General features: G+C 69.4%; 12 protein-coding genes. 6 read left to right on the top strand and 6 right to left on the bottom strand.

Annotated features, from left to right (window positions below):
• The first annotated feature begins 99 nt into the window (after window positions 1–99).
• Together LRQ07_RS15245 and LRQ07_RS15240 are read left to right on the top strand one after the other, a co-directional pair.
• Window positions 100–1,407, top strand: coding sequence for an MFS transporter (locus LRQ07_RS15245; RefSeq protein ID WP_256535096.1), 1,308 nt, complete (start codon window positions 100–102; stop codon window positions 1,405–1,407).
• A 29-nt stretch (window positions 1,408–1,436) separates the two neighbouring features.
• The gene (locus tag LRQ07_RS15240; protein WP_256535095.1) at window positions 1,437–2,939 is read left to right on the top strand and encodes a carboxylesterase/lipase family protein; all 1,503 of its coding nucleotides are present in this window, start codon (window positions 1,437–1,439) and stop codon (window positions 2,937–2,939) included.
• A 22-nt stretch (window positions 2,940–2,961) separates the two neighbouring features.
• Here the strand turns inward: LRQ07_RS15240 and LRQ07_RS15235 are convergent, their stop codons facing one another.
• The 3 genes from LRQ07_RS15235 to LRQ07_RS15225 are packed head-to-tail and all read right to left on the bottom strand — an operon-like array spanning window position 2,962 to window position 5,204.
• A complete protein-coding gene (locus tag LRQ07_RS15235; protein WP_131494358.1) occupies window positions 2,962–3,309 on the bottom strand; it encodes a cupin domain-containing protein in 348 nt (115 codons plus the stop codon).
• Complete coding sequence (locus LRQ07_RS15230; protein ID WP_256535094.1) at window positions 3,306–4,709, bottom strand: NAD(P)/FAD-dependent oxidoreductase; 1,404 nt, start codon at window positions 4,707–4,709, stop codon at window positions 3,306–3,308. The genes LRQ07_RS15235 and LRQ07_RS15230 overlap by 4 nt, the downstream gene beginning before the upstream one ends.
• 27 nt (window positions 4,710–4,736) lie before the next feature.
• A complete protein-coding gene (locus LRQ07_RS15225; RefSeq protein ID WP_047520308.1) occupies window positions 4,737–5,204 on the bottom strand; it encodes an Lrp/AsnC family transcriptional regulator in 468 nt (155 codons plus the stop codon).
• 99 nt (window positions 5,205–5,303) lie between these two features.
• Here LRQ07_RS15225 and LRQ07_RS15220 point away from each other — a divergent pair, with 99 nt between their 5' ends.
• Complete coding sequence (locus LRQ07_RS15220) at window positions 5,304–6,755, top strand: gamma-aminobutyraldehyde dehydrogenase (protein ID WP_256535093.1); 1,452 nt, start codon at window positions 5,304–5,306, stop codon at window positions 6,753–6,755.
• A gap of 34 nt (window positions 6,756–6,789) precedes the next feature.
• Here LRQ07_RS15220 and LRQ07_RS15215 read toward each other — a convergent pair whose 3' ends face one another.
• Window positions 6,790–7,314, bottom strand: coding sequence for a GNAT family N-acetyltransferase (locus tag LRQ07_RS15215; protein ID WP_248540888.1), 525 nt, complete (start codon window positions 7,312–7,314; stop codon window positions 6,790–6,792).
• 48 nt (window positions 7,315–7,362) lie between these two features.
• Complete coding sequence (locus tag LRQ07_RS15210) at window positions 7,363–8,055, bottom strand: M23 family metallopeptidase (RefSeq protein ID WP_232763375.1); 693 nt, start codon at window positions 8,053–8,055, stop codon at window positions 7,363–7,365.
• Window positions 8,056–8,635: 580 nt separating this feature from the next.
• On the opposite strand from LRQ07_RS15210, the gene LRQ07_RS15205 reads away from it, so the two are divergent.
• From LRQ07_RS15205 to LRQ07_RS15195, 3 genes are read left to right on the top strand one after another with little or no spacing between them, the layout of a single operon-like run.
• Complete coding sequence (locus tag LRQ07_RS15205) at window positions 8,636–9,784, top strand: ROK family transcriptional regulator (protein WP_256535092.1); 1,149 nt, start codon at window positions 8,636–8,638, stop codon at window positions 9,782–9,784.
• Between the two features lie 44 nt (window positions 9,785–9,828).
• Window positions 9,829–10,758 (top strand): polysaccharide deacetylase family protein, encoded by a 930-nt coding sequence (locus tag LRQ07_RS15200; protein WP_256535091.1) that lies wholly within the window; start codon window positions 9,829–9,831, stop codon window positions 10,756–10,758.
• Entirely contained in the window at window positions 10,755–12,080 is a 1,326-nt protein-coding gene (locus LRQ07_RS15195; RefSeq protein ID WP_256535090.1) for an MFS transporter, read from the top strand. Before LRQ07_RS15200 ends, LRQ07_RS15195 begins: the two co-directional genes overlap by 4 nt.
• A 3-nt stretch (window positions 12,081–12,083) precedes the next feature.
• Here LRQ07_RS15195 and galE read toward each other — a convergent pair whose 3' ends face one another.
• On the bottom strand, window positions 12,084–13,064 hold the full coding sequence (gene galE / locus LRQ07_RS15190; RefSeq protein ID WP_256535089.1) for a UDP-glucose 4-epimerase GalE: 981 nt from the start codon (window positions 13,062–13,064) through the stop codon (window positions 12,084–12,086).
• Window positions 13,065–13,109: the final 45 nt, after the last annotated feature.

Raw genomic sequence — 13,109 nt, 5'->3', positions numbered from 1 at the left:
CGTGAATGTCTTGCGGCAGGGGCGGTCGATCTGCCAGCATGTCCGATGAATACCGAACATCGTTTGGTATTCATCGCAACCGCTCAACGAGGAGCCGACATGTCCCTTCCCCCTCTCGACCCGGCCGCCGAACTCGCCCCGACCGGCACGATCCGCTCAGCCCCGCCCGCGGCCGGAGAACCGGCGGCGAGCCCGCCCGCGAACCGGCGACTGCTGCCCAGCCTGCTGATCGCCTCGCTCACCCTGTTCGCCACCTACGGCGGTCTCATCGCGATCCTCCTGCCCAGTCAGGTGCTGATGATCGACGAGGCGAACAAGGTCGGCAACCTCGCCGTCGTCACCACGATCTCCTTCGTGTTCACGCTGTTCGCGCAGCCGATCGTGGGCACCTTGAGTGACCGCACGCGCTCGCGCTTCGGGCGCCGCGTGCCGTGGATGGTGCTCGGTGCCATCGTCGGCGGTGTCTTCCTGTTCGGCATGGGGTCCCTGACGGACATCCTCTGGATCACGGTGTTCTGGGTGATCATCCAGGTGGCGCTGAACTTCTTCCAGGCGCCCCTCACCGCGATCACCGCCGACCGCTTCCCGCGCTCGAAGCGCGGCGGAGCGAGCGCGATGATCGGACTCGGCACGCAGGTCGGCATGACGGTCGGCGTCATGCTCGCCGGTGCCTTCGCCGCGCAGATCGGCGTCGGCTACGCGGTGTTCGGTGGTGCCGTGATCGTGGTGGCGCTGCTGTTCGCGTTCGTGAACCGGGACTGGTCCTCGCGGCACGCTTCGGTCGATCCGTTCCGCTGGAGTGCGTTCTTCAGGGGCTTCTGGATCGATCCGCGCCGTCACCCGGACTTCGCGTGGGCGTTCACGGCCCGGTTCCTGCTGATCCTCGGCTACTTCGTCGTCAGCGCCTACCAGCTCTACATGCTCACCGACTACATCGGGCTGCCGCTCGCGGATGCGCAGGGCGCCGTCGTCACCCTTACCCTCGTGGCGTTCGTCCCGACGCTGATCGCGATCGGCCTGTCCGGATGGTGGAGCGACAAGGTCGGTCGTCGCAAGGTGTTCATCTACGTCGCCTCCGCGGTGATGGTGGTGGGTCTGGCGATGCCCGTGCTGCAGCCGAACATGACGGGGATGATCCTGATGAGCGTCATCAACGGCATCGGGTTCGGTCTGTACATGTCGGTGGATGCCGCGCTGATGACCGAAGTGCTGCCGAACGAGGGGGTGTCGGCGGGCAAGGACCTCGGCATCCTCAACGTCGCGACCAACGTGCCGCAGGCGCTGAGCCCGGCGATCGGCGGAGTCATCATCACGTCCCTCGGTGGCTATGCGATGCTCTTCATCTTCGCGATCGTGTTCGTGATCCTCGCCGCCGTCGCGACCGCACCGATCAAGGGAGTGCGCTGATGACCACGAATGACCGGGAGAATGCTGTGATGACCGATACCGAGTTCGAGACGGCCGCCGATTTCGTCGAGGTGGACACCACCGCAGGACGGGTGCGTGGTCGTTGGCGCCCGACCACGGGAGGGCGGGGCAACCCGCGGACGGCGGCCTTCCTCGGCATCCCCTTCGCAGAGGCGCCGACCGGCCCGTTACGCTTCCAGGCTCCGGTGCTCAAGGCGCCGTGGGACGGCGTGCGGGACGCGCTCCAGTTCGCCGCCACCGCACAGCGCGGCGACCCAGGGGTGACGCTCATCCCCGAGCCGAGCATCGAGGGCGACTCCACGCTCAACGTGAACGTCTTCACCCCGAGCCCGGAGACCACCGAGCAGGGGACCGGTCTTCCGGTGCTCGTCTGGATCCACGGCGGCGGCTACTTCGCGGGCTCCCCGGCGAGTCCCTGGTACGACGGCCGGAACTTCAACCGCGACGGCGTGGTGACCGTGTCGCTCTCGTACCGTCTGGGATTCGACGGCTTCGGGTGGATCGAGGATGCGCCGTCGAACCGCGGTGTGCGCGACTGGCTGCTCGCCCTGGAGTGGGTGCAGCAGAACATCGCCCGCTTCGGCGGGGATCCGTCGCGGGTCACGATCGCCGGGCAGTCCGCCGGGGGTGGGGCCGTGCTGACCCTGCTCGGCATGGAGAAGGCGCAGCACCTGTTCCACGGGGTCTACGCGATCTCCGGAGCCCTCGCCGATGTGGCTCCGGCGCGCGCGGAGGAGTTCGGTCGGGGGCTCGCCGCGTCCGCCGGGGTGGAGCCGACCGTGGCCGGGTTCTCCTCCCTCACCGAAGACCGCATCCTCGAACTGCAGAAGAAGGCGACCGAGCTCGGCCCCGATGCTCTCGGCAGCGTGGTGGAGGACGGCCTCCCGCTCGGCCCTGCCGTCGACGGCGATCTGCTCGTGCGTCCTACCCGGGAGTCGATCGCCGCGGGGGTCGGTGCGGACAAACCTCTCGTGCTCGGCGCGACCGATGACGAGTTCACCATGGTGTTCGCGGGGGCCGAGAAGAAGCTGCGCTGGGTGCCGCGGTCGCTCCTGTTGAAGCGGCTCGGGCTGCCGAAGAGCGCGCGGCGGGCGTACCTGGCCGCCAACGCCGACATCACCGGACTCGGCAATGCCCGCGTGGGCGGTCGGCTGCTGACCGATCGGATGTTCCGCACGGCGCTGCTCAAGATCGTGGCCGACCGCGGTGACGCGCCGACCTGGCTGTACCGGTTCTCCTGGCCGTCCGGACACTTCGGCTTCGCCGAGCACTGCCTCGACGTGCCGTTCTTCTTCGACTGCCTCGACGGTCCGGCCATGGAGCCGCTCGCCGGACCGAACCCTCCGCAGGAGCTGGCCGATGAGGTGCACGGGGCCGCCGTCGCCTTCATCACCACCGGCGACCCGGGCTGGCCGCGTCACCAGGGTGTGCACGGCATCGCCCGGGTCTACGACGTCCCCACGCGCGACGTCGCGGACGCCTATGCGTCCGTGCGACCACTGCTCGGCTGACATCGAACGACGCGCCGGGGTGTCAGGCGACGTAGACCTTGCGGAGCGTCTCGGTGACGGTCCAGGTGGTGCGCATGCCTTCCGCGAGGCGCACCACCGAGCCGGGGCCGACCTCGAGATCGGGAAGCCCGGACGAGGCGAACGCGATCGTGGCACGGCCCGACAGCACGACGAAGACCTCGTCGGTCTCGGTGTCCGTGGCGGTGCCCGGCGTCATCTCCCAGATGCCCACCTCGACACCGCCGAGGGTCGCGAGCTCGTGCACGGCGGTGGTCGGAGCTCCGGCGATCACCTCGTCCGCGGGTAGGGGAGCATGCGCGAGGTCCAGGGCGATGGCATCCACTCCGCCGCCCGCAGCGAGGCCGCTCATGAGTCGAAGCCCATGCCGAGGGCGTCGAGCGTCTTGAGGAAGAGGTTGCGCTTGCCCTCGTTGTGGTCGGCTCGATCCATCGCCGCGCGCACCAGGTTGACGCCGATCGAGGCGGCGGGCTCGGGCGGGAACGGAATGGGCTTCTCCCGCACCATCCGCAGCTCGGTGCGCTCGGTCTCTTCGCCCGCGAGCTTGTCGAGCATCACGTCGGCGGCGAAGCGCGCCGCGCCCACACCGAGACCGGTGAAGCCGGTCGCATAGGCCACGCGTCCCTTGCGCGCGGTGCCGAAGAAAGCGCAGAACCGACTGGACGAGTCGATCGCGCCCGCCCACCGGTGCGTGAAGCGCAGGCCCGCGAGCTGCGGGAACGTGGTGAAGAAGTGCGAGGCGAGCCGGCGGTGGCTCTCGATGCGGTCCTCGTACTCCGGGCGCACCTTGCCGCCGAAGTGGTAGATCGCGTCGTAGCCGCCGAACAGGATGCGGTTGTCGGCGGTGAGGCGGTAGTAGTGGAACTGGTTCGCGCTGTCGGCGAGGCCCTGCCGGTTCGACCAGCCGATCGCGGCGAGCTGTTCCGTGGAGAGCGGCTCGGTCATCAGCACGTAGTCGTACACGGGCACGGTCATCAGACGATTGCGTGTGAGGAGGGAAGGGAAGACGTTCGTCCCCAGCGCGACGGCATCGGCGACCACCCGGCCGTTCGGGGTGACGAGGGCGATGGGGCCGGACCCGTCGCCCTCGATCGCACGCACCAGGCTGTGCTCGTAGATCTCGACGCCGAGGTCGGCAGCCACACGTGCCAGCTCGACGCCGAGCTTCGCGGGGTGCACCATCGCACACCCTTCGCGGTCCCAGTCGCCGGCGAGGAACGTCTCCGAGTGCACCTCCGCCTGCACCGCCTCGCGGTCGAGGAATCCGGGTTCCTCGCGGAACCAGTCGACCTGGTGCGGTTCGACGGCGACGGCGAGCTGTCCGGTGCGCTCGAACTCGGCGTCCATGCCGTAGCGCGCGATCGTCTCCTCGATGCCGTCGAGGTTGGCGTGCCCCAGCTCTTCGAGCCGGTCGATCTCCTCCGGCCAGCGGTTCACACCGTTCTCGTGGCCGTGCGTCAGGCTCGACTCGCAGAAGCCCCCGTTGCGGCCGGACGCGGCCCACGCGATCCGCGACGCCTCCAGTAGGACGACGCGTCGTCCGGGGTCGCGTTCCTTGGCGCGCACGGCGGTCCACAGGCCGGCGTACCCACCGCCGACGATCGCGAGATCCGCGCGGACCGTCCCTTTCAGGGAGGGATGCGTCGGCCGATCGACGTCGTCGAGCCAGAACACGCGGAGAGCCGTCTCGCGCAGGGAGTCGTCGACGACCCCCTGCGGCGGACGTCGGCGTTCGAAGACGGTGGTGCCCATGTTCACTCCGATGTGAGGGGGTGCGGCTCAGCGCGTTCCCCAGTTGTAGAGGTCCTTGTAGAGCCCCGCGTAGAGCAGGCTCTCGGTGTGCGCGATGCCGGGGATGGTGCGGATCCGCGTGGCGATGAGGTCGATCAGGTGCTCGTCGTCCTCGCACACGGCTTCGACGAGGATGTCGAACGTGCCGAGCGTGACCACGACGTAGGCCAGTTCCGGGATGGTCGTGAGTTCTTCGGCGATGGTGCGGGGGTCGCCCGACACGCGGATGCCGATCATCGACATGCGCCGGAAGCCGAGCTGCATCGGATCGGTGACCGCGACGATCTGGATGACTCCCGCCTCGGTCATCCGTTGCACGCGCTGCCGTGCGGCCGCCTCGCTCAGACCGACCTCGCGTGCGATCTCCGCGTAGGGACGGCGGCCGTCCTCCTGCAGCAGTTCGACGATGCGCTTGGAGATGTCATCCAGTGCGGGCTGGGCAGGCTTCGAGCTCATGTGTCGATATTGTCAGCTATCACACTGATCTGCAACTGATTCAGTTGAAATATCGGTCTGAATCTTCAGATTCCGCACCCGACGCGCTAGCATGACGCCATGCCCAGCACTCTTCTGAAGACCTCCGCTCCCTTGCAGAACTTCATCGGCGGACACTTCGTGCCCGCGAACGGCTCGGGGCGGATGCCGCTCATCGATCCTGCCACCGAGGAGATCTACGGGGAGTCGCCCGTCTCGGCCGCGGCCGACGTCGACGCCGCCTACGCCGCGGCGTCCGCGGCCTTCCCGCTCTGGCGCGACACGACGCCCGCCGACCGACAGCTCGCGCTGTTCCGCATCGCCGACGAGATGGAAGCCCGCGCGGAGGAGTTCGCCGACCTCGAATCGCAGGACACCGGCAAGCCGCGGGCGAGCCTCGTGGCCGACGAGATCATGCAGTCGGTCGATCAGCTGCGCTTCTTCGCAGGGGCCGCGCGGAGTCTCGAAGGACGAGCCGCAGCGGAGTACCTCGCCGGCCACACGTCGTTCGTCCGCCGCGAGCCCGTCGGTGTGATCGGACAGGTGACGCCCTGGAACTACCCGCTGAACATGGCCGTGTGGAAGATCGCCCCTGCGCTCGCCGCCGGCAACACCGTCGTGCTGAAGCCCGCTGAGTCCACTCCGCTGACGACGTTGCTGCTGGCGGAGATCGTCGCCCGGCACACGCCGGCCGGCACGCTGAACGTCGTGCTGGGCGATCGCGACACGGGTGTCGCGCTGGTGGAGCACCCGACCCCGCAGATGGTCGCGATCACCGGCTCGGTGCGTGCGGGGATGGCGGTCGCGCGGTCGGCGGCGAGCGACGTCAAGCGCGTGCACCTCGAACTCGGCGGGAAGGCGCCCGCGATCGTGTTCGCGGATGCGTCCCTCGAGAAGGCCGTGGAGGGCATCATCACGGGCGCCTTCTTCAACGCCGGACAGGACTGCACGGCCGCGACCCGCGTGCTGGTGCATGAGTCACGGCATGACGAGCTCATCGAGGCGCTCGTCGCTCGGGCGCGCAGCCATGCGCGCACGGGCGGCCCGCGTGAGGACGGCATCCTCTACGGCCCGTTGAGCAGTGCCGCACAGCTCGCGCAGGTGCAGGGCTTCATCGACCGCCTCCCCGCGCACGCGAAGATCGAGACCGGTGGTCGCCGTCAGGGGGAGCAGGGCTACTTCTGGGACGCCACGATCGTGTCGGGCGTGCGGCAGGACGATGAGGTGGTCCAGGGAGAGGTCTTCGGGCCGGTCCTCACGGTGCAGTCGTTCTCGGAGGAGAGCGAGGCGTTGGAGATGGCGAACGATGTGCCGTACGCGCTCGCGTCATCGGTGTGGACGACGGATCACGCCCGCGCGATGCGCTTCTCGCGAGACCTCGACTTCGGCTGCGTGTGGATCAACACCCACATCCCGTTCGTGTCGGACATGCCGCACGGAGGGTTCAAGCACTCGGGCTATGGCAAGGACCTCTCCCAGTACGGCTTCGACGACTACACCCGCATCAAACACGTGATGAGCGCCCTCGACTGACGTCCCCCCCCCCCCCGCGCCGGAGACCCTGCGATCAGGGTGCCAGCAGCTTCACGCGGCGGTGCTCGCAGAGGGTGAACCCGGGGCGCTCCTCGATCTTGATGGCGCCGTCTTCGATCCAGCCGTGGCGTGCGTAGAACGTGTCGGCACGCACGTTCCCGTCGAGCACCCACAGGTAGGCGCGCGCGTGTCCGGCGTCGGCCATGCGCTGTTCGGCGGCGTCGAGAAGCGCGTGTCCCGCGCCCGTCGACCAGGCATCGGGATCCGCGTAGATCCCGTACACCTCGGCGTCGGCCAAGCCGTCGGGGTCGCGGCCGGAGCCGAACGACGTCCACCCGACGATGCGGTCGTCGCGTTCGGCGACCAGGAGTCCGAGAGTCGTGGGCAGCGGATCCGTGATGAGGCGACGCCAGCCCGTCGCGCGTTCGGCGATGGAGAGCCCGTCGAGCACGGACTGGTCGATGAGCCCGCGGTAGGCAGCCTGCCAGGACCTTACATGCACGCGAGCCACCTCGTCGGCGTCGTCGACGCCCGCTTCCCGGACCACCAGCGGACTCATCCGTCCACCCTAGGGGAGGGGCGAACGGCTTTCCGTGACGGGGTGCGGTCAGCTCACGTTCTTCTCGAGCCACGGCATGGGATCCACGGCGACCGTGTTGATGTGGACTTCGAAGTGCAGGCAGGAGCCGAACACGTACCCCGTCGATCCGACGTCGCCGATGTACTGCCCGGCGTCGACGCAGTCCCCGACCTCGACCGCGCGGGTGCCGTAGTTCAGGTGCGAGTAGACGGTGCTCACGGCCTGGCCGTCGACGATGCTCTCGATCTGGATCGTCACTCCGTAGCCCTGATAGCTCTCGGTGGAGCGGGAGACGCAGCCCGTCATCGCGGCGTTGATCGGAGTGCCGACCCCCGCGGCGAAGTCCTGGCCGAGGTGTGACCGGCCGGGGCGGGAGGCGCCGAAGCCGTCGGTGAACGTGTAGGTCCCGTCGGCCATCGGCATCACGACGCGGTCGGCGACGGGGATCTCCATCGCACTTCCGAGAGGCATGCCGGCGGCGATCGCGGCGGCGACGGCACGCGAACGCGTTTCCTTGATCTCCTCCGGCGTGGTCGCGGCGAAGTTCCCTCGAGGCGCGATCTCCGCGCGGATCTCGTCTGTCGAGGTGTATGACTGCGCGAAGTCGCTCGCGGCGGTCGTGACTTCGGCGGAGGCGGCGGCGACCGAAGTGATCTCCGGGTTGAACGCGGGCAGTGCTGCCCCGGTGATCATCGCGCCGACCGCGAATGTGGCTCCCACCGCCTTGGCCTTCGCCCACGGGCGCGTCGCTCGGCGGGAACGGATCCGTGGGGCCGAGGCCTTCCGCCGACGGGTCCGCGTCGCGCTCGGGGGCTGCGTCGGTTCCGGGGATGGCGTCGGGGGCTGTTCAGTCGGTTCCGGGGATGGCGTCGGGGGCTGCTCGCGGGCGGCGCGCGGGCGGGACTCGGCCGGCGATGCCGGGGGCGATGACGGGCGAGGGGTGTCCGTGCCCGGCGTGTTCGCGGTGCCGGTCGGCAGCTGTTCGGCGTTCGCGGAACGGCGCAGGTCGCGCCGCAGAAGCGGTCGCGGCGTGCCGGAGGTTTCTGTGGGGGCTTCCGAGGCGTCGTGAGCGCTCTCGGGCGGCAGGGAATTCGTGACGGGATCCTTCCGGAGGGGAGGTGTGCGTGGCGGGCGATCCCCCCGGATGCCGCCGTTACCGATCTGTAATCTAAGCGGCGAACCCCGGGAGCGTCAAATCGAGGGCGGAAAGGAGTGGCGAACCGTCGACGAGTGCGACGCGATGTGGCATGCTTGCGGACACCGCGTCAAGGACGCGCGAGCGAGGGAGACACCGGAACCCATGTCCAGACCACTCGCGGGACCGCAGGGCCTGCTCCGCACGCTCAACGGCCGCGCGATCCTGGAGGCCCTGGCGCGCAGTGGGCCGCAGACCCGCGCGGAGCTGATGTCGACGACCGGTCTCTCCCGCACCGCCGTCACCCAGGTGCTGCGGATGCTCGAAGGGGCAGGAGCCGTCGCCGCGGCCGGCGTGGATCGAGAGACCCGCGGACCCGCGGCCGGACGGGTCGCCCTGCATCCGCGACTCGGCTTCGCGGCCGCCGTGCACATCGACCACCACGCAGCGCATGTCGTCCTGGTCGACGCGAGCGGGACCGTGCGCGCCGAGCAGCACGCTGCGCTGACGTCCACCGAAGACCGCGTCGCGCACATCGTCGACCTCGTCGACCGCTGCCGTCGTGCGGTCAAGGCGACGAAGGACGCCGTCCACCTCGCAGTCGTCGGCGTCCCCGGCATCGTCACCCCCGATGGCGGCATCCGGGATGACCTCGGCCCTGACGGCGGCGCCTTCCGCACCGCGCTCGCCACGGCCCTCGACTGCCCGGTCCGGATCGAGAACGACGTCAACCTCGCAGCCCTCGCCGAGCTCACCGCCGGTGCGGGTGGCGATCTCGCCAGCTTCGCGCTGCTCCTGCTCGACGACGGACTGGGAGCGGGCATCGTGGTCGACGGAGCGTTGCACCGCGGATTCTCCGGTGTGGCGGGCGAGGTCATGTACCTGCCGCAGCCCCCGCTCCCGATCGGTGCACCCATCGTGAGCGATGCCGTCGTCCGCGATCTCGCTCTCAACGAGGGGTGTGACCCCGATGTCTCCCTGGCAGACCACCTCGAGGCCGCTGCGCGCGGGGACGCGGCCTCGGCCCGGGTCGTGGAGGAGATCGGACGACGTATCGTGCTCGTGGCCGGGAGCGTGGGCCTGGTGCTCGACCCCGAAGCGTTCATCCTGAGCGGCCGGGCAGCTCACCCCGCGCTCGTGGCGGTGATCGAGCGCATCGCCGAGGAATACGCTGCGCAGCTCCCACTGCGATTCCTCGTCTCCTCGTTCGGACCCGAGGCGCCGCTCATCGGTGCCGTCGGCGAGGCGGCGTCCGCGCTCCGCGGCACCCTGTTCACGCGTATCCTCACTCCGGCCGCGAAGGCCGGACGCTGAGGGTCGCCGCCCGTCCCCACCGCCCCTTTCCGACAGGATCACCGATGACCCTTCCTTCCGACCTCGCCGACCGTCTCGGCCTCGCCCCCGGCGCACGAGCGATCATCCTCAACGCGGATGACTTCGGCATGTGCCATGCGGCGAACACCGCCATCGTCGACCTCCTGGACGCCGGCCGGATCGACTCGGCAACCGTGATGGTGCCATGCTCGTGGTCCCCGGAGGCGCTCGCCTTCGCCGCCTCCCGCCCTGACCTCGACATCGGTGTGCATCTCGTGCTCACGAGCGAATGGTCTCGCTACCGGTGGCGGCCGCTCACCGGCACGGACACGAGCCTGGTCGACGCGGCGGGCTTCTTCCCGATGGACGTCGCGTCCGTCGAGCAGGCGGCGTCGGAGGAGGACGTGGCAGTCGAGCTCGCCGCCCAACTGCAGGCCGCGCTCGATGCCGGTGTCGATGTGACGCACCTCGACAATCACATGGGCTCCGTCTACGGACTCGTGACCGGACGCGACTTCCTCCGTCCGGTGTTCGAGCTCGCCGCGCGTCACGGGCTTCCGTTCCGGTTGCCGCGCAGCATGGACGGCGTGGGCGAGGACGCGGCCCTGGAGGCGACGCTCGATGCTGCAGCTGCCGCCGCCGATGCATCCGGCGTCGTGATCATCGACAGGTTGTGGTCGCATCCCTTCCCGCTCCTCGGGGAGGGCACGCCGGAGGAGGAGACCTACGAGCAGGTACGGGACGGCTTCATCGCCCTGTTGCGCGCCGTTCCGGCCGGCGTGACCGAGATCTACCTGCATCCGATGGTCGACGACGAGGAGCTGCGGTCAGCGGTCGACTTCAGCGCGACGAAGCGCGGCTATGAGCTGAGACTGCTCCGCGACCCCGCGGTGCTGCAGGCGATCGAGGATGAGGCGCTCGTGCGCGTCGGCTGGCGCGCCCTGCGTGACGTGCAGCGGGCAGGCGTCCGATGACCTCGGTGGGCGAGCGCCTGCGCGACCGCCGTCTCGAGGCGGCTCCGACCCGACGGCAGGCTATCGCGTTCGGAGCCTCCGGCTTCCCGACGCAGCTCATGGCGCAGACCTTCTCCGCGTTCGTCGTCTACTTCTACGTCTCGCACCTCGCGGTGCCGGCAGGGTGGGTGGCCGTGGCGATGATCGCCCACGGCATCCTGAACGCGGTGTTGAACCCCGTCGTGGGGGCGATCTCCGACCGGCTGCGCACCCCCTGGGGCCGTCGCATCCCGTGGATCGGGCTGGGCATCGTGCCGCTCGTCGTCGCGTTCACGCTGGTGTGGATGCCGCCCGAACTCCCCGTCGCCGGTCTCATCGTCTGGTTCCTCGTCGTCGTGGCCGTGTACGACATCGCCTTCGTCGTCGTGGTGCTGAACATCTCGGCACTGTTCCCCGAGATCTTCCGCACCACGGAGGAGCGCGCCCGCGGCAACGTCCCCCGGCAGATCTTCGCGATCCTCGGCATGGTCCTCGGCACGGCTGGTGCCCCCGCCCTGTACGGGGCTCTCGGATGGCCGGGTATGGCGCTCGTGCTCGGCGCGGTCTGCCTGGTGCTGCTCGCGTGGTCGTTCTTCGGCGGGATGATCGAGCGCCGGGTGCCCGAGGCGGCGTCGGAAGCCATGCGGTGGAAAGATCAGCTGACCTACACCTTCCGCAACCGGGCGTTCGTCCCCTACGTGCTGGGCTCGCTGTTCGTCCAGACCTCGATCGCGGTCATCCTGGCCGCGGTCCCCTTCTACGTGCGGTACTCGCTGCACGCCGAGGAAGGGGAGGGGAGCTTGCTCCTCGGGGCGATCTTCGTCACGGCGATCCCCTCGATCGTGCTGTGGAGCGCGGTCGTCCGTCGCACGTCACCGCGCACCGCCGTGCTGTGGAGCGTCGCGGTGTTCGGCGTCGCCGTGCTCGGCTACCTCGCGCCGTCGACCGTGCTCGGGGCGTCGCTGGTCGGAGTCGCCGTGGGGGTCGGCGTCGGCGGACTGCTGCAGCTGCTCGAGGTGATGCTCGCGCAGATCATCGATGACGATGCCGTGCGCACCGGGCACCGACGGGAGGGCGCCTACTTCGGAGTGAACGGTTTCGTGGTGCGCGGTTCGGTCGTACTGCAGGCGGTCGTGGCCGCGGTGGTGCTGACGGCTTCGGGGTTCGACGCCACGCTCGGCGATGCCCAGCCCGAAAGCGTCGACGGGGGTATCCGTCTGATGCTCGCGGTCATCCCGCTCGGGTTCACCGTCCTCGCGTGGCTGTGCTTCTGGCTCTATCCGATCCGCACCCGCGACCTCTGAGCCCTAGTGGGACGCCGCCTTCCGCGCCTCCCAGCCCGTGCGCACCATCTCGTCGACGGTGTATCGCATGGTCCAGTCGAGGTCGCGCGCGGCGAGCTCCCCGGTGGCCACGATGCGGTCGGGGTCGCCAGGACGGCGGGGTCCGATCTCGGGGGTGAAGTCGATGCCGGTGACTCGGGCGACCGCATCCATGATCTGCTTGACGCTGAGTCCGTCGCCGGATCCGAGGTTGTATGCGGTCTCGATCGGTCGTCCGTCTGCGAGGCGCTGGGCGGCGGCGACGTGCGCTGCCGCGATGTCGCCGACGTGCACGTAGTCGCGCACGTTGGTGCCGTCCTCGGTGTCGTAGTCGTCGCCGAAGATCTTCGGCGTCCTGCCCTCGAGCAGTGCTTCGAACACGATCGGGAAAAGGTTGTGCGGGCTCACGTCGTAGACCGTGGGGTCGGCCGAGCCCACGACGTTGAAGTATCGCAGCGAGGTGTGGCGCAGCGGGTGTGCGGAGTCGGCCGTCGCGATCGCCTGGTCGCGCAGCAGCCATTCCCCGATGAGCTTCGACTCTCCGTACGGACTGGCCGGCTTCTTCGCTGTGTCCTCGACGACCAGCGCGACATCAGGAGTGCCGAACACGGCGGCCGACGAGGAGAACACGATGTTCGAGACGCCTGCGGCCTCCATGGCCTCGAGGATGATCCGGGTGCCCTCGACGTTCTGGGCATAGGTGTGCAGGGGGCGCTGCACCGACACGCCCGCGTACTTGTACCCGGCGACGTGGATCACGCCTTCCGCGTCGTGGTCGCGCAGCGCTTTCTCGACGAGTGCGCGGTCGAGGATGCTGCCCCGCACGAACGGGACGCCCTCGGGGACGAACGGTGCGACCCCGCTGGACAGGTCGTCGAGGACGACGGGGGTCATCCCCGCGCTCGCGAGGGCGCGGACGACATGGGCACCGATGTAGCCGGCACCGCCGGTGACGATCCAGGACACTGCATTCCTCTCCTGCCGCGGAATCCTCGCGGCCCGATGGATCAT

Origin of the sequence: Microbacterium sp. J1-1 (assembly GCF_024498615.1) — a bacterium.
In the GTDB taxonomy this organism is placed as follows: domain Bacteria; phylum Actinomycetota; class Actinomycetes; order Actinomycetales; family Microbacteriaceae; genus Microbacterium; species Microbacterium aurugineum.
This window is presented reverse-complemented; position numbering and strand designations above follow the sequence as displayed.